At 71.6% G+C, this 15,923-nt stretch carries 13 protein-coding genes and 4 tRNA genes; 8 read left to right on the forward strand and 9 right to left on the reverse strand.

Annotated features, from left to right (window positions below; all coding sequences use genetic code 11):
- Positions 1–95: 95 nt before the first annotated feature.
- Positions 96–890, forward strand: a complete 795-nt coding sequence (locus DEJ35_RS06885; protein WP_111192387.1) for an HpcH/HpaI aldolase/citrate lyase family protein — start codon at positions 96–98, stop codon at positions 888–890.
- Positions 891–1,026: 136 nt separating this feature from the next.
- Positions 1,027–2,682 (forward strand): catalase, encoded by a 1,656-nt coding sequence (locus tag DEJ35_RS06890; RefSeq protein WP_111123004.1) that lies wholly within the window; start codon positions 1,027–1,029, stop codon positions 2,680–2,682.
- Between the two features lie 98 nt (positions 2,683–2,780).
- Here DEJ35_RS06890 and DEJ35_RS06895 read toward each other — a convergent pair whose 3' ends face one another.
- Complete coding sequence (locus DEJ35_RS06895) at positions 2,781–3,839, reverse strand: NAD(P)-dependent alcohol dehydrogenase (RefSeq protein WP_111192389.1); 1,059 nt, start codon at positions 3,837–3,839, stop codon at positions 2,781–2,783.
- A 46-nt stretch (positions 3,840–3,885) separates the two neighbouring features.
- Between DEJ35_RS06895 and DEJ35_RS06900 the strand changes: the two genes are divergently transcribed.
- Positions 3,886–4,461: a TetR family transcriptional regulator gene (locus DEJ35_RS06900; RefSeq protein WP_111192391.1), complete on the forward strand. Its 576-nt coding sequence runs from the start codon at positions 3,886–3,888 to the stop codon at positions 4,459–4,461.
- Positions 4,462–4,659: 198 nt separating this feature from the next.
- On the opposite strand, the gene DEJ35_RS06910 is transcribed toward DEJ35_RS06900, so the two are convergent.
- The 3 genes from DEJ35_RS06910 to DEJ35_RS17250 all read right to left on the reverse strand — a co-directional run bounded on the left by DEJ35_RS06910 (position 4,660) and on the right by DEJ35_RS17250 (position 6,676).
- Positions 4,660–5,712, reverse strand: coding sequence for a BLUF domain-containing protein (locus DEJ35_RS06910; protein ID WP_111192395.1), 1,053 nt, complete (start codon positions 5,710–5,712; stop codon positions 4,660–4,662).
- A 246-nt stretch (positions 5,713–5,958) separates the two neighbouring features.
- Complete coding sequence (locus DEJ35_RS06915) at positions 5,959–6,453, reverse strand: hypothetical protein (RefSeq protein WP_111192397.1); 495 nt, start codon at positions 6,451–6,453, stop codon at positions 5,959–5,961.
- A 76-nt stretch (positions 6,454–6,529) separates the two neighbouring features.
- A complete protein-coding gene (locus tag DEJ35_RS17250; RefSeq protein ID WP_173033777.1) occupies positions 6,530–6,676 on the reverse strand; it encodes a hypothetical protein in 147 nt (48 codons plus the stop codon).
- Positions 6,677–6,749: 73 nt separating this feature from the next.
- Here DEJ35_RS17250 and DEJ35_RS06920 point away from each other — a divergent pair, with 73 nt between their 5' ends.
- A complete protein-coding gene (locus DEJ35_RS06920) occupies positions 6,750–6,932 on the forward strand; it encodes a helix-hairpin-helix domain-containing protein (protein WP_220032934.1) in 183 nt (60 codons plus the stop codon).
- A gap of 10 nt (positions 6,933–6,942) precedes the next feature.
- Here DEJ35_RS06920 and DEJ35_RS06925 read toward each other — a convergent pair whose 3' ends face one another.
- From DEJ35_RS06925 to DEJ35_RS06945, 5 genes are all read right to left on the reverse strand, one after another.
- On the reverse strand, positions 6,943–8,127 hold the full coding sequence (locus DEJ35_RS06925; RefSeq protein ID WP_258369855.1) for an MFS transporter: 1,185 nt from the start codon (positions 8,125–8,127) through the stop codon (positions 6,943–6,945).
- 83 nt (positions 8,128–8,210) lie between these two features.
- On the reverse strand, positions 8,211–9,125 hold the full coding sequence (locus tag DEJ35_RS06930; protein WP_111192401.1) for a helix-turn-helix transcriptional regulator: 915 nt from the start codon (positions 9,123–9,125) through the stop codon (positions 8,211–8,213).
- Between the two features lie 126 nt (positions 9,126–9,251).
- A tRNA-Val gene (locus DEJ35_RS06935) sits at positions 9,252–9,326 on the reverse strand.
- Positions 9,327–9,373: 47 nt separating this feature from the next.
- Positions 9,374–9,447 (reverse strand) — tRNA-Cys (locus tag DEJ35_RS06940).
- 82 nt (positions 9,448–9,529) lie between these two features.
- Positions 9,530–9,601: transfer RNA gene (locus DEJ35_RS06945), tRNA-Gly, on the reverse strand.
- A gap of 215 nt (positions 9,602–9,816) precedes the next feature.
- On the opposite strand from DEJ35_RS06945, the gene DEJ35_RS06950 reads away from it, so the two are divergent.
- The 4 genes from DEJ35_RS06950 to DEJ35_RS06965 all read left to right on the forward strand — a co-directional run bounded on the left by DEJ35_RS06950 (position 9,817) and on the right by DEJ35_RS06965 (position 15,708).
- Positions 9,817–9,889, forward strand: a tRNA-Val gene (locus tag DEJ35_RS06950).
- A gap of 115 nt (positions 9,890–10,004) precedes the next feature.
- Positions 10,005–11,555, forward strand: coding sequence for a DUF3375 family protein (locus tag DEJ35_RS06955; protein ID WP_111123011.1), 1,551 nt, complete (start codon positions 10,005–10,007; stop codon positions 11,553–11,555).
- A complete protein-coding gene (locus DEJ35_RS06960) occupies positions 11,552–12,343 on the forward strand; it encodes a DUF4194 domain-containing protein (RefSeq protein WP_110859894.1) in 792 nt (263 codons plus the stop codon). The genes DEJ35_RS06955 and DEJ35_RS06960 overlap by 4 nt, the downstream gene beginning before the upstream one ends.
- Positions 12,340–15,708 (forward strand): ATP-binding protein, encoded by a 3,369-nt coding sequence (locus DEJ35_RS06965; RefSeq protein WP_111192402.1) that lies wholly within the window; start codon positions 12,340–12,342, stop codon positions 15,706–15,708. Before DEJ35_RS06960 ends, DEJ35_RS06965 begins: the two co-directional genes overlap by 4 nt.
- The last annotated feature ends 215 nt before the right edge of the window (positions 15,709–15,923 follow it).

Raw genomic sequence — 15,923 nt, forward strand, 5'->3', positions numbered from 1 at the left:
GGCGGACGGGCGACGAGCGCTCCGTGGACGGTAGCCTGACGCGCCGGACGACGAATTACCGGCGATCGCGACGGTAGACCAGACGGAGGACCACGGTGCCAGCACTCGGAGACGGCCGCGCCGACGGCGTGTGGTGCACGCTCGGCGAACCCCGGACCACCGCGCAGATCGCGCAGAACGGGTTCGCCTGGCTCGGCCTCGACGCCCAGCACGGCGCCTTCGACGACGCCACGCTCCTGGCGACGATGCCGGCGCTCGCCGCGGTCGCACCGCAGGTCCCCGTCGCCGTCCGGGTCGCCGAGGGCTCGGACGCAGCGATCGGCCGTGCGCTCGACCTCGGCGCCGACATCGTGATCGTCCCGATGATCGAGACCGTCGAGCAGGCCGAGCACGCCGTCCGTGCCGCGCACTACCCGCCGCGGGGCCGACGGAGCTGGGGGCCGATGGCGGGCATCTGGGGCGGCGCGGCACCGTCCGCAGCCGCTGCCGACCCCGAGGTGTGGGTGATGCTCGAGACACCCGAGGGCCTCCGTGCCGCCGAGCAGATCCTGGCGGTGCCGGGCGTCACGGCGGTGTTCGTCGGCCCCTTCGACCTGTCGATCGGGCTGGGCATCGAGCTGAATGCACTGCTCGCAGCCGACGACGACAACGCAGACGCAGCCGACGCCGATGCCGACGGCCACCACCGCCCGGCCGCGCTCCCCGCGATCGTCGCCGCTGCCCGCCGCGCCGGCAAGCACACCGGCGCCTTCGCCGGCGACCTGGCGCGCGCCGAACGGCTCCGCGCACTCGGGTTCGACCGCGTCGCCGTCGTCACCGACGGGACCCTGCTCGCCCACGGTGCGGCCGCGGTGCTCGGCTCCGCAGCCACCGGTCGCACCTCGTACTGACGGGTCGTCAGCGGCGACCGCGCCAGCGAGCGGTCCTCGTCCGCGTCCTCGGCGCCGCTGAGAGGGCGTGCCCGCGCCCCGGTCCACACTCGGTCGGGAACCCGAGCCGACCGCGACCGCAGAGAGGACGAGACCCGTGACCGACGTCTCCAGCCAACCGCCCGCCGAGGGCGACGACCGCCGGATCCTGACGAACCGCCAGGGCCACCCCGTCTACGACAACCAGAACCAGCGCACCGTCGGGGCCCGTGGCCCGGCGACGCTCGAGAACTACCAGTTCCTCGAGAAGATCAGCCACTTCGACCGCGAACGGATCCCGGAGCGGGTCGTGCACGCCCGCGGTGCCGTCGCGTTCGGGTACTTCGAGGCCACCGGCACGTGGGGTGATGAACCCATCGCGCAGTACACCCGCGCGAAACTGTTCCAGGAGCCGGGCAAGCGCACCGACCTGGCGATCCGGTTCTCCACCGTGATCGGGGGCCGTGACTCCTCCGAGGCCGCCCGCGACCCGCGCGGCTTCGCCGTGAAGTTCTACACCGAGGACGGCAACTGGGACCTCGTGGGCAACAACCTCGGCGTCTTCTTCATCCGCGACGCCATCAAGTTCCCCGACGTCATCCACTCCCTCAAGCCCGACCCGGTGACCTTCCGGCAGGAGCCGGCGCGCATCTTCGACTTCATGTCGCAGACCCCCGAGTCGATGCACATGCTCGTCAACCTGTTCAGCCCACGCGGCATCCCGGCGAACTACCGAACCCAGCAGGGCTTCGGCGTCAACACCTACAAGTGGGTGAACGCGGACGGCGACACCAAGCTCGTCAAGTACCACTGGATCCCGTCGGTGGGCGTGTCCTCGATGACCGAGGCCGACGCCGCCGCCGTGCAGGCCGGCGACCTCGGGCACGCGTCGAAGGACCTGTACGAGGCGATCGAGCGCGGTGAGTACCCCGAGTGGGAGCTCCGCGTGCAGCTCATGGACGACCACGAGCACCCGGAGCTCGACTTCGACCCGCTCGACGACACGAAGGTGTGGCCGGAGAACGAGTTCCCGCCCAAGCCCGTCGGCAAGATGGTCCTGAACCGCAACGTCACGAACCACTTCGCCGAGAACGAGCAGCTGTCCTTCGGCACCGGCGTGCTCGTCGACGGCCTGGACTTCTCCGACGACAAGATGCTCGTCGGCCGCACGTTCTCGTACTCGGACACGCAGCGCTACCGCGTCGGCCCGAACTACCTGCAGCTGCCGGTGAACGCACCGAAGAACGGCAACGTCGCGACCAACCAGCGCGACGGGCAGATGGCGTACCACCAGGACCACGGTGGCGAGAACCCGCACGTCAACTACGAGCCGTCGATCACCGGTGGCCTGCGCGAGGCGGAGTACCCGACCCACGACGACCAGGGGCCGGAGATCGTCGGGCGCCTCACGCGCAAGCGGATCCCCCGGACGAACGACTACACCCAGGCCGGCCAGCGGTACCTGCTCCTGCAGGACTGGGAGCGCGACGACCTCGTCGCGAACTTCGTCGACCTCATCTCGCAGGCCGCCCGTCCGGTGCAGGAGCGCATGCTCTGGCACTTCTACATGGTCGAGGACGACCTGGGTCGTCGCGTGGGCGAGGGGCTCGGCATCACCCTCGACGAGGTGCGGGACCTGCCCCCGCTGCAGTCCCAGACGCTCAGCGACGACGAGATCGCCCGCCTGGCGAACCTCGGCCACAACGGCTCTCGCGACGTCGAGGGCCTGATGATGACGCACTGCGTCCCGGACGAACGCGCCGTGCGCGTCTGAGACGCGACCCCAGGTCGGACGGGAGGCCCGGTGCCAGCTGGCACCGGGCCTCCCGTCCGTCCGTGGCGGAGACCGAAGCGTCCGCTCGCCACCCGGGGTCAGGCCGGTTCCGGCACGTCGAGGTCACGCAGGTCGAGCACGAAGCGGTATCGCACGTCTCCGCGCGCCAGGCGCTCGACGGCCGTGGCGACGGCGGCGGCGGGCAGGACCTCGACGTCCGCGACGATGCCGTGCTCGCCGCAGAAGTCGAGCAGGTCCTGGGTCCAGCGATGGCCACCGCTGCCCGCCGACGCCAGCCGCTTACGGCCGATCAGCAGGTCGGTCGTCGCGATCGTCACGGGGCCGAGGTGTCCGAGGTTGAAGAGCGTGCCGTCGAGGTCGAGCACCCCGAGGTACGGGCCCAGGTCGTGCTCGACGGCGACGGTGTCGAGGACGACGTCGAGGGAGCCGCGTGCGGCCTGCATCGCCGCCGCGTCGGTCGAGACCACGACGTGGTCGGCCCCGAGCCGCTCGGCGTCCGCGGCCTTGGCCGGCGTCGTGGTGAACGCGGTGACCTCGGCACCGAGCGCTCGCGCGAGCCGGACCGCGAGGTGCCCCAGACCGCCGATCCCGACCACGCCGAGGCGGGTCCCCGGGCCGACCCCGACGGAACGCATCGGTTCCCAGACCGTGATGCCGGCGCACATCAGGGGCGCCACGGACGCCGGGTCCAGCGCGGCCGGACGGTGGTACACGAACCGGTCCCGCACGACGTACCGGCCGGCCCAGGCACCGGCCGTGACGGAGCCGTCGACGCGGTCCCGCCCCGCGTACGTCAGCGTCGGGAACTCGACGCAGAAGTTCTCCTGCCCGCGGCGGCACATCGCGCAGGTGCCGCACGAGTCGACGATGTTGCCGACCGCGACCGGGTCCCCGGCGCGGAAGTCGGTGACCGCCGTGCCGACGGCCACGACCTCTCCGACGAACTCGTGGCCCGGCACGATCGGGAACGTCCCGCCCTGCTCCGGCGGCGTGGCGAGGGCGTGCAGGTCGCTGTGGCAGACCCCGCAGAACGTCACGCGGACGTCGACGTCATCAGGACGGAGGTCGCGGCGGAGGAGCGGGACCGGGTGGAGGGGATCGTGGAGCGCGTCGGACATGAGTGCGGTGGTGAGCATGGGCCCGATACTACCTACTAGTTGGTAGCCAGGTAGGATCGGTGGCGTGAGCACCGCAGACGACACCCGCGCCCGCATCCTCGACGCGGCGACCACGGAGTTCGCGGCGCACGGCATCGCGGGCGCGCGAGTCGACCGCATCGCCGAGCGTTCCGGCATGAGCAAGCCGATGATCTACACGTACTTCGGCGGCAAGAGCACGCTCTTCGACGCCGTCTTCCGCGCCCACGTCCTCGGCAACGGCGACCGCGTGCCGTTCGACGCCGCCGACCTGCCCGGGTACGCGGCACGGTTGTACGACGACTACCTGGCCGACCCGGCGCTCGTGCGACTGCTCATGTGGAAGCGCCTCGAGCAGGACGGCGCCGGGTACCTGTACCCGGGGTTCGAGGAGCACGACGAGCAGCACCTGCGGGAGATCGCGGCCGAACAGCGTGCCGGACGGGTGCGCGACGACCTCGAGCCGGTTGACCTCTGGGCACTGCTCATCGCCAGTGCGGCGACCTGGGCCCAGGGCTCCATCACCGTGGTCGCGACTGCCGAGGACCCGCCCGCCGAACACGATCGGCGGCGGAGTGCCCTCGTCCGCTACGTCCACGGGGCGGTGCGGCCACCGGCGTGAGCCTCGAACACTGGAGCGCGGAGGCATCCTCGGCGTCCCTCGACCTCGACTCTGAGCACCGGCCGTCGATCGCTACCCTGACCGTGCGGGGAACGATGGTGACGTCTCGACGCTGCTCCGGCCACGGGTTCGCACCCGACGGTGCCGAGCCGGCGTTCGGACCCGTCCCGCGGATCGTCCGCCTGGTTCGCTGAAGCGTCAGCCCACGGCTGGCGCGGAGATGTCCCACACGGTGGTCTCCTCGTACTGCTCCGACCAGCCGCGGCGCATCCGTGCAGCGGCGCGGTCGAACGCGTCGACGACGTCGGTGTCCGGCGTCAGGAGCGCCTGCAGGCGGATGCCGTCGTAGAGGGCGAGCAGCTGCTGCGCCCCGCGGATCGGGTCCATCGTCGCCGGTTCGCGACCGGCGCGGACGTCCTCCTGCAGCGCGGTGCGGACGGTCTCGCGGAACTGCAGGTACGCGGACCGGTAGTAGTCGGCGCCGTCCGTCGACGGGTCGGTCGAGATGGCGAGCGTCGCGGCGATGAGCCGCATGAGGGACGGGTCCTCGGCGTGGGCGGAGAGCAGCGCGTGCAGGAACGCCACCGTGCCCTTCTCGCCGGCGAGGGGCAGCAGCGGTGCCGACACCGCACGGGTCCACCGCATCACCGCGGCGGCCAGCAGTGCGTGTTCCGAGGGGAAGAGCTCGAGGATCTCGGCCTGCCGCATCCCCGCCCGGGACGCGACGCCCTCGAGTGAGAAGCGTGACAGTCCCCCGTCGTGGATGACCGCGATCGCACCGTTGATCGCCCGCGTACGCGGCACCGCTTCGTCGGCGGCGTTCTGGTTCGTCAGCGGTGCCAGCGGGTGCTTCCGGAACCAGTCCAGGAGTGCGCGAGCGCGGGAGGCCCCGAACGCCGGATCAGTCGGGCGACCCGGGCTGAACAGGTCGCTGAACCCCGGAACGTCGTGCATCAGGGGGTCGAGGGACTGGAACGCCATCGACCAGTCCGGGAACGAGCGCCGGGTGATCGGCTCGTCGAGCAGCACCCGGACGTTCGTGTGCCGCGGGTCGGCCCGGACCTGGTCGAAGCGCTCCCGGACGACGTCGTCCTCGCCCTCGATGATCCCGATGCAGTTGTCGTCGCGGTGGGCGAGCATGCCGGTGACGCCGAGCCGGGTGTTCTTCTCGCGACCGACCGCCAGGATCTGGGCGAGTTCCGAATCCGTGATCGGACGGGTCTGGGTGCTGGTGTAGACGAGCGATCGCATGGTGCTGCTTCCTGGTCGGACGGTCCCCCGGCGTGTGTGGGAGGCGCCGCCGTGTCGAACCCGAATCGACTCGACGGCACCTCGTGGTCACCGTAACCAGCGGCGACCACCTTCACTGCGACACAAGACGGTCCGTGGCTGCTCGGCACCCGGAGGATGCCGACCTCTGAATGCAACCATCCGGCTGTGTCCGGCGGTACCCCCACAATGGGGAACGCGCGTTCTCCGGCTGTTCCGGGGTTCGCTTCAGTGCGCGCGGTCGCCCGACGGGGGCGTCTCGACGATGCGCTCGCCCGTCGTCGGGTCCCAGCCGATGGTGCGGGGTTCCACTGCTCGCGGGCGTCGCTCCTCGAGCGGGAAGAACGGTCGAGCGCTGGGCAGGTAGCTGAGCACCGCTGCGACGACGATGCACACGGCATCCACGAGGCCCCAGTCCGCGCCGTCCGTGGCGATGGTGAACACTGCGCTGCAGGCAGTCAGCCCGGCGATGATCGCGAGCCAGAGTCGCGCGTTCCCGGAGCCTCGTCCCATCCGCGTCGCCAGCCACACGAACAGTGCCGACCAGGCGAGGACGAAGAGCAGTCCGATCGAAGCCCCGATGATCGCGCCACCGGCTTCGCGCAGGGAAACGACGATGCCGGGCGCTGCGGCCACGAGGCGGATGATGACGGACGCCCACCAGAGCGCCACGGCGATCGTGACGACCCGCGGTCGTGTGCGCTGTGCGGTCTGCTGTTCCATCACGTGCTCCCCCGTCGTTCCGCCGGATGCGGCTCGACAATCCTACGGTGACGGCGCGGAACCGCGGTCTCGCCGCCTAGGGGCGGTAGTCCTCACGACGTGGTGGGACCTGCGCCGCATGCGAATCGGTGAACGGCTTCGCGCCCCGCATCCCGCCCATCGTCTTCGCGACCGTCGTGAGCAACCAGCCCAGTCCTCGTGCCACGGTGCTCAGGATCCTCATGGTGCCCCCTCGTCGGTCCCGACCTGCGTGGTCGCCCGTTTGCCACGCTACCGCCGACACGTACGGTTGGCGTATGGACGCAACCGATCTCCCGCGCATCGGAGCACCGGCGACGAGGGCGCTCCATGGCGCCGGGGTGCACACGCTCGCCGACGTCCGCCGGGTGGGTGTCGACGAACTCTCGCGCCTGCACGGAGTCGGACCGACGGCACTCCGACGACTCGAGGAAGCGCTCGAGGCCGAAACGGGCCACTGATTCCGGTGGGCTACGTGTCCTGCCGAGCAGCGGCCGTCGACGGCAACCGCGATGCCACGAGCGTCCCGACCAGCGCCACGACCGCGAACGCTGCGAACCCGAAGGGCAGCGCGATCGCGCTGCCGACACCGCCGACGACGAGCGGGCCGACGGCGTCCCCGGTCTCGCGCCCGAGCTCCGCAGAGCCCATGGTCCGCCCGAGCCGGTCCGGCGGAGTCGTCCCGGCGAGGTGCGCGAACGCGACCGGCGTCAACGTCGCGACACCGGCCCCGGCGAGCAGCGCCGCGATGAAGACCGCCACCGCGGACGGCGCGACGGCGACGACCAGGAAGGCAGCAGCGACCGCGGCTGTCCCGGCCACACCTGCCACTCCGGTACCGAGGCGCCCGGCGTCGTGCAGTCGACCGGCGACCGGCTGCACGAGCGACGAGGTCACCGCGAGGACGGCGACCGCGAGCGTCGACACCAGGAGCGGGGTACCGACCTGGGTGCCGAGCGCCGGGAGCATGCCGGTGAGTGCGCCGATCGCCGCACTGCCCACGGCCAGCACGACGACCGGGATCAGGAACTGGCGGTCGGTGGCCGCGCGGACCATGACGGCGAGCGTGGCCCGCTGCCGGGGCAGGGGCACGATCGGCTCGACGGCGACGAGCACCGCGACCGCCGTCACGAGAGCCATCACGACCAGGATCCCGAAGAGCCACTGCGTGCTGCCGAACTGCACCACGAGTGCACCGATGACCGGTCCCCCGGCGTAGCCGAGACCCTTCCACGAGCCGTACCGACCGAAGTACGTCCCGCGACGGTGCGCCGGCACGAGGCGGGCGACCGCGGCGGACGACGCCGGCGAGAACGCTGAGGCGCCGGCACCCTGCAGCAGGCGGGCGAGCCCGAGCCAGAACGGTCCGGTTCCGAACACGCCGACGAGCGAGGCCGCCGCGAACACGACCAGTCCGCCGACGATCACCGGTCGCGGGCCGATGCGGTCGGACAGTGCGCCGAAGACCGGCTTGAGGACGAGTTCGGCGACATCGTACAGCGCCAGGAAGAGCCCCAGCCACGCGAGCGTCAGACCGAGTTCGAGGTGCTCGCCGCCGACCGCCGCCGCGATGCCGTTCGCCCCGAAGGCGGTGACGAACCCCGCGGCGTACAGCGGAGCGAGCCGAGGGGGCGTGGTCGTCGACGGGGCGGTCACGTGACCACCCTGGCGGACGGCGGGCCAGACCGCCAGCGACGGTCGGTGCGTGTCGCTGCGTGCGCCGCCGACGACCGACCTGGTCAGTGCGTCCGGTGACCGTCCGTGCCGTACATCTCACGTCGAAGGCGGCTGAACCGTCCCTGGTTGCTGAACCCCCACTTCGCCGCGACGTCCTTGATCAGCTTCGACTCATCGTCGAGGAGTTCCCGGTGCGCCTCGGCGAGCCGGGCGCGGCGCAGGTAGGTCATCGGCGTCATGTCGAGTTGCCGACGGAAGGTCGACTGGAGTCCGCGGGAAGACACCCGTGCCGCCGCCGCCACGTCCTCGAGGGTGATCGGGTCGCTCAGGTGCGAGTCCATGTACGCGGCGGCCCGCCGGACCGTCGCCGCCCCCGCCCCGGTGCCGGCCAAGACCCGCGTGACGGTCTCGAACGGCAGTGCCCAGGTCGCGACGCTCAGCAGGTAGTCGAACGCGGCGGTGCGGACCAGCTCGTTCCGGAACGCGGATTCCACCCGGACGACGTTCTGGTGGACGTGGGAGACCGCCTGTGCCCAGACGTCGGCACGTTCCGGGATCGGCCGGTGGCCGTGGAGCCGGAGGACGCCGGTGTCGGCTCCCTCGGCACGGACGGCGTGCTGTACGAGCGAGGACTCCGGCATGTTGACGACGAGCAGCTCCGAACCGTCGTACTCGGCGACGGTCTCCTCCTGACCGAAGAGCACGCCGCCGACCTCTCCGCCGTCACCGTGCTCGGTCCGGAGTCCGCCGCCGAGTCGGGTGGCCGAGATGAAGACCCCCGCCGGCTCGACGGTCACCTGCGCGTGGAAGCCCATCGAGAGGCGCGCGATGCTCAGTCGGTCGTCGCCGCGGATGTCCGCGCGGAACCGCACCCGGCCACGCGGCGGCTCGAGGCGCACCTTCGGGTACATCGCTCCGAGTACTTCACTCACCGCGTCGAAGTCGACGGTGTCCTGCTGCAGCATCATCACGGTCATGCGGTGGTCGTTCTCCCAACAGCCTGCTCGGCTCCGAGCATCCCCACGCTAGCCCACAGCCGCTGGCACGATCCACGAACGACGAAACCCCGACCGGACCTGGTGGTCCTGCCGGGGGCTTCGTGGTGGTGGGCGATACTGGGATCGAACCAGTGACCTCTTCCGTGTCAGGGAAGCGCGCTACCGCTGCGCCAATCGCCCAAGTCCCTGCGTGGACCGGAGTCCATCAAGGTCTTGGAGGGTGGATCTGGAGGTGGGGACGGGATTCGAACCCGCGTGGACGGCTTTGCAGGCCGCTGCCTAGCCTCTCGGCCACCCCACCATCGAGGTTCACGTCTCCGTGAGTACCCGAACGGTGGGATACCCTCTGGTGAGTCGCGGGCCTTCGAGAAGACCCACACTCGAGCGGATGACGAGATTCGAACTCGCGACCCTCACCTTGGCAAGGTGATGCGCTACCACTGCGCCACATCCGCACTTGTCGTTCCGCTGTCGCGGCGACGACGTAAACTCTATACGCACCGGGGCAGTTCCACCAAAATCCTCCCCGTTCACCGGGCGTGTCCCCCGAGTTCATGCGGATCGGGGCGGTTCGACGCCCCCTGGGGCGAGCGCGCCACACCCGGGCCGCGCGATGTGTTCGATGCACCGCCGGACTTCCGCTAGTATCGATCCGCACGAACAGTGCAGGGGGCGATTGGCGCAGTTGGTAGCGCGCTTCGTTCACACCGAAGAGGTCATCAGTTCGAGTCTGGTATCGCCCACGTAGCAACACGAACACCACCGACAAGAGCCCGACGCAGCAGCGTCGGGCTCTTGTCATCTCATCAGGCCCCAGCACGCGGGCCTCACCACCAGCACGATCGGACGAAGGGGCGCATGACCGACGTCGACCTCGAGTTCGCCCGGGTCCGAGCGGTCCTCGACCGTCCGACCCTGCGGCTCATGTCCCGGCCGACCAGCGCCACGGTCCTCGCCGTGTTCCGCACGGTCTTCGACCGCGACGTGCAGTACGTGCCCGCCGACCGCATGCACCTGCAGGTCGAGGAGCACGTCGCGCGCCTGCAGGCGGCGGGTGCCCGCGTGCCCGCCAGCGACCAGGCAGTGCCGGCGGCCGGCGAGCAGGCCGAGGGTGAGCAGGAAGCCCGACCGAACGGCCGCGCGCTGTGCCGCGAGTGGGTCGGCGCCCAGTGGCTCGTCCGCTCGAACTCCCCCGACGGCGACGAGCAGTACTCCCTGACCAGCCACGCGCTCGAGGCGCTCTCGCTCGTCGATGCCCTGTCGGCCGACCGCGCCCTGATCAGCGAGAGCCGGCTGGCGATGATCGTGGACGCGGTGCACCGGTGGGCGGCCCGCGCCGAACCCGACCCCGACGTGCAGATCCGCCGGATCGACGCCCAGATCGCCGAGCTGCAGGCCGAACGCGAGCGCCTGGAGCACGGCGACGACGTCGTTGCCGTCGACGACGACCGGATGCGGGACGGGTACACGAACATCTCCGACCTGATCCGGCAGCTGCCGAGCGACTTCAAGCGGGTGGAGGAAGCGGTCGCGACGATGCACCGCTCGATCGTCGAGGACTTCCGGCAGGAGGTCCGCCCCATCGGCGAGATCCTCGACGACTACCTGGCGCGCACGGACAACCTGATGGAAGCGACGCCCGAGGGCCGCGCCTTCGAGGGCGCCTTCGAGCTCCTCCGCGACGACGCCCTCCTCCTGCGGCTCCGTGACGACATCGCCACGATCCTGGCGCACCCGTTCGCGCAGGGCCTCGGAGCCGGCGAGCGTCGGGCCTTCCGCAACACGGTGACGATCCTGCGCCAGGGCATCGAGGACGTCCTGGCCCAGCGCCGTCAGCTCACCGCCACGCTCCGCGACCAGATCGTCGCCCACGACGTGGTGCGCGACCGCGAGCTCGACGCGGTGCTCCGCTCGATCAACCGCGGCCTCGCCACCCTGATGGACCAGGGCGGTGCACGCGATCGGATCCCGCTGCCGCTCCTGCCGGCGGCCGCCGAGGTCGGCACGCTGCGCGAGCGCTTCTACGACCCGGACGCCGAGTCGGTGCCGCCGCCCATCGAGGAACCCGACGACGACGTCTTCGAGGACCTCGACGTCGAGATGCTCCGCAAGCACGGTGGGCCGCTCCTGACCGAGCTGCGCGCGGCACTCCGCTTCGCCGAGGCCGACTCCAGCGTCGACGCGTTCCACGGGTTGCCGCCCGAGCAGCGCCGACCGGTCGAGCTCTTCGGCCTCGCGCACCTGCTGACGGGGCGCGACGACTTCGAGTCGGCCGCCCACGTCGCCGAGCACCGCACGGTCCGGCCCGACGGCACCGCGATCACCTTCCACATGCCCACCGCTGCGCTCGACGACGAGCGCACTCCGGTCGGCGACGCACACCACGAGAACGCACAGGAGGCACGGTGAGCGACACGACGCCGACACCGGTCGACGAGACGGTCCCCTACGACGACCCCGCATCGGTGATGCAGGACGACGAGCGTGACGAGTCCAGCTTCGCCCTCTTCGAGGGCGACGAGGGCCGGCTCGACGAGCACCAGCGACGCGCCCTGGTGGCACTGCTGCGGCACTCGTACGTCAGCTCCCGCACGCACCCCGACGAGTGGCGTGCCGTGCTCGACGCCGAGTACCAGCTGCGGTCCCGCCTGAACGACCTGTTCCTCGAGCTGCACGTCGACCGTGACCGCGAGGTCGCCTGGAAGCGCCAGGCCCGGTCGGAGAGCCAGCGCCGCACCTTCCCGACCCTGCTCCGCGACCTGCCCTACACCCGCGAGGAGACGATCGTCCTCGTCTACCTGCGGATGCGCCTGCGCGCCGACGCCCGACCGGGTCCGGACCAGGTCGTCGTCGACCGGTCCGAGATCCTCGGGCACGTGGCGGGCTTCCGTCCGGCGACCGCGACCGACCGCACCCGCGACGAGGGCCGGGTGGCGAAGGCGATCGAGCGCCTCGTGACCGCGCGCATCCTGATCCGCACCTCCGACCCGGACCGCTTCCGGGTGGCGAGCGTCGTCGAGGTGCTGCTCCCCCTGGAACGGCTGCTCGAACTGGACGCGTGGTTGCGGACCACCACCGCGCAGGACGAGGCGACCGCCCCGGGAGGCGAGGCGACCGACGGAGCCGCCACGGGCCTCCCGGACGACGACGAGACGGACTCCGTGACCGACACCGACCTGGACGAGGCGAGCGAATGACCGACACGTTCGAGATCCCGGCGCTCTTCGACACGGTCGCACAGTGGCGCGCCGAGTCGATGCAGGTCGTCAACTGGGGTGGGTTCCACGGCCACCGGCAGGTCGAGCTGTCCGGCACGGCGACGCTCATCTCCGGTGCTTCGGGAACCGGCAAGTCCACGCTGATGGACGCCTACCTGGCCGTGATGATGCCGTCCGACGTGCCGTTCAACGGCGCCTCGAACGACGCCACCACCGGCCGCGCACGCAGCGCCGACCAGCGCAACCTGCTCACGTACCTGCGCGGCAAGGTCGACACCCGCCGCGACCCGGAGACCGGCAGCCTGCGCGACGTGAACCTGCGCGGCGACGACCAGACCACGTGGGGCGCTGCGGCGGTCACGTTCCGCAACGACGACGAGCGGCGCTTCACGGTGCTGCGTGCGTACATCGTGCCGAAGCGTGCCCGCGGGGTCGGCGACATCCAGATGACCATGGCGACGGTCGACGACACCTTCGACCTGCGCCGGCTCGAGGAGTTCGTGCCCTCGCGGTTCCACCACCTCGAGCTGACCGGCCGCGTGCCGGGGCTCGTCATCCGCGACACCTACCAGGAGCTCGCGTACACGCTGCAGACCCGGCTGGGCATCGGCGACTCCGGCGGCGGCAACCGCGCGATGCGCCTGCTCGCCCGGATCCAGGCCGGCCAGCACCTGCCGACCGTCGACGCGCTGTACAAGTCGCTCGTGCTCGAGACCCCCGGCACGTACGAGGCGGCCGACCGGGCCCTCGCGCACTTCTCCGCCCTCGACGAGGCGTACGAGGCGATGGACACCGAAGAGCGCAAGGTCCGCATCCTCTCCCCCATCACCGACCTGCACGACGAGATCTCGCGCGCGACCGAAGCCGCAGCGGCCCTGGACGGCATCGCGACCGGCGCCGAGGTGTCGCCGTTCGCGCACTGGACGGCCTCGCGGAAGCGTGATCTGCTCGACGCCGAGGTGTCGCGCAACGCCCGCGAGCGCACGGCATCGCGCGCCGAGGTCGCCGCGGCCGAGGCCCGGCACGCCGCCGTCGAGATCGAGCTGCGCGACGCCGAGGCCCGGCTCCGCGACCAGGGCGGCAACGCGCTCGCCCAGCTCGAGGACCGCATCGAACGGCTCACCCGTGAGCGCGACGCCGTGGTCCGCACCCGCGCCACGTTCGACGACCGCACCGCGGTGCTCGGAACGTCCGTCGTGACCGAGGCCGACTTCACCGCCGCGCAGCGCAGCTCGCACGAGTTCCTCGGGTCGTACACCGACGCGCGCACCGCCCTCGACGAGCGGCGCGACGCCCTGACCCGCGAGGAGTACCCGCTCCTCGACCGCGAACGGTCCCTGCGGCAGGAGCGCCAGTCGCTCGAGCACCGGCAGGGGGCCATGCCGCTGCCGATGCACGAGGCCCGGCTCGCGATGGCCCGCGCCGCCGGCATCGATCCGGCCGAACTGCCCTTCGTGGCGGAACTGCTCGACGTGCTGCCCGGCGAGGAGCGCTGGCGCACGGCCATCGAGTCGGTCCTGGCTCCCGTCGCCCGCACGTTGCTCGTCGACCAGGACCGCCTCGGCGACTTCAGCGAGGCGATCGACGCACTGCGCCTGCCGGTCCGCGTGCAGTTCGAGGGTGTGCCGACCGGCCCGCACCTGGACCTCGACGGCGACCCGGCGATGGTGTCCGGCAAGCTCGCCATCAAGCCGTCGCCGTTCAGCACCTGGGTGCGCGAGCGGATCGAGTCCGACCGCACCGACGCCCGCTGCGTCGCCTCGGCATCGGACCTCGGCGGTGGTGGCCGTCGGGTCACCGAGTCCGGGCAGCTGCGCGACGGCCGTCGTGGCGCACACGGTGACCGCCGCCAGTCGAACGTCATCGGCTTCACGAACGAGGCCCGCGTCGCCGCGGTCGAGCAGGAGCTCGCCTCGATCGCGCAGGACCTCGCGACGCTCGAGGCCCGCCGCACCGACGTCGCGCAGGACCTCACCGCGCTCGACGTGCTCCGCGCCGCACACCAGCACGTGGTCGACGCCACGTGGACCGCGATCGACGTCGACGGGCTGGGGACGTCCCTCGCCCGGCTCGACGAGGAACGGCAGGCGCTGCTCGCCGCCGACGACGGGCTCCGGACGCTCCGGGCCTCGGTCGCGCGACTGCGGAAGTCCCTGGACGAGGCGGCCGACCGTCGCTCGGCCGCACGGTTGTCCGTCCAGCGGCTCGAGGAGCGCCACGCGGTGCTCGTCGACGGCCAGGACGCCGCCGCCGAGATCCTCGAGCGCTTCGAGTCGTCGCCCGGCTCACTGCCCGACGACCAGCAGGCCCGCCTGCTCGAGGAGACCTTCGAGGAGATCGGTGCCCCGGACGGCGTCGACGGGTTCGACGACGCCACACGACGGCTCAAGCGGCGGCTCGAGGAGCGGCTCTCGCAGGCCCTCGACGGTGCCGCGGCGGCGTCGACCTCGTTGACGCTGACGTTCCAGCGGTACCAGGACGCCTGGCCCGACCCGAACCTCGGCACCGGCGTCGCGTCGTACCCGGACTACCAAGCGATCCTCGACCAGATCGTGGCGACCGGCCTGCACGCGCGTCGGAGCGAGTGGCGTCGACGCCTGTCGCAGTGGAGCGGCGAGGACCTCGTCCCGCTCGCCGGCGCCTTCGACCGCGCCGTCGTCGAGATCGAGGAGCGCCTCGAGCCGGTGAACGAGATCCTGCGGGAGCTGCCGTTCGGCGCGAACCGGGACCGCCTGAAGATCCAGATCCGCCGGGTCACCCGCGAGGACGTCACCGCCTTCCGCCGCGAGCTCCGCGCCCTGTCGGCCTCGGTGGACACCGAGCTGACCGACGACGTGCTCGAGACCCGGTTCCGACGGCTCCGGCGCTTCATGGCGGTCATCCGGCCCGACCCGGACGCCGCCCGGGGCCGCACCACCCAGCGCGACGCCGTGCTCGACGTCCGGCGGCACATGGAGATCACGGCCGTCCGGTACGACACCGACGGCAACGACCTCGGCGTGTACTCGTCGCTCGGCGACAAGTCCGGTGGTGAGACGCAGGAGCTCGTGGCGTTCATCGTCGGCGCCGCGCTGCGCTACCAGCTCGGTGACGAGACCCGTCCCCGTCCCCGCTTCGCGCCGGTGTTCCTCGACGAGGCGTTCATCAAGGCGGACTCGGAGTTCGCCGGCCGTGCGGTCACCGCGTGGCTCCGGCTCGGGTTCCAGCTCGTCGTGAGCGCGCCGCTCGACAAGGTCACGGCGCTCGAACCGTCGATGGAGCGGCTCCTCTCGATGCGCAAGCACTCCGAGTCGGGCCACTCGTCCATCACCGAGATCGCCCGCGTGGAGCCGGCCGCCGTCTGACGGGCCGGGGTGGTCGCGCGTGTCGGTTCTGGGCGCGCGTGTCGGGTGGTCGCGCGTGTCGGCTGGTCAAGGCACCCCGCTCAGGTTCGCCGAGGGGTCACGGACCGTCGGATGGCGGCGGCGCCGCCGACAGTTCGGGACCGCTCGACGCGCTGCAGGCGGGGTGTCCTGACCACCCGGCCCGCGCCCAGGAGGTGACCGACAGCGGCCTGGAG

The organism is Curtobacterium sp. MCPF17_051 (genome assembly GCF_003234595.1).
GTDB lineage: Bacteria > Actinomycetota > Actinomycetes > Actinomycetales > Microbacteriaceae > Curtobacterium > Curtobacterium flaccumfaciens.

What these genes read in the sequence shown, in the direction of transcription:
- DEJ35_RS06895 (WP_111192389.1), bottom strand. Translation starts at nt 3,839, where the DNA reads ATGCTCACCACCGCACTCATGTCCGACGCGCTCCACGATCCCCTCCAC.
- DEJ35_RS06910 (WP_111192395.1), bottom strand. Translation starts at nt 5,712, where the DNA reads ATGCGATCGCTCGTCTACACCAGCACCCAGACCCGTCCGATCACGGAT.
- DEJ35_RS06915 (WP_111192397.1), bottom strand. Translation starts at nt 6,453, where the DNA reads ATGGAACAGCAGACCGCACAGCGCACACGACCGCGGGTCGTCACGATC.
- DEJ35_RS17250 (WP_173033777.1), bottom strand. Translation starts at nt 6,676, where the DNA reads ATGAGGATCCTGAGCACCGTGGCACGAGGACTGGGCTGGTTGCTCACG.
- DEJ35_RS06920 (WP_220032934.1), top strand. Translation starts at nt 6,750, where the DNA reads ATGGACGCAACCGATCTCCCGCGCATCGGAGCACCGGCGACGAGGGCG.
- DEJ35_RS06930 (WP_111192401.1), bottom strand. Translation starts at nt 9,125, where the DNA reads ATGACCGTGATGATGCTGCAGCAGGACACCGTCGACTTCGACGCGGTG.
- DEJ35_RS06955 (WP_111123011.1), top strand. Translation starts at nt 10,005, where the DNA reads ATGACCGACGTCGACCTCGAGTTCGCCCGGGTCCGAGCGGTCCTCGAC.
- DEJ35_RS06965 (WP_111192402.1), top strand. Translation starts at nt 12,340, where the DNA reads ATGACCGACACGTTCGAGATCCCGGCGCTCTTCGACACGGTCGCACAG.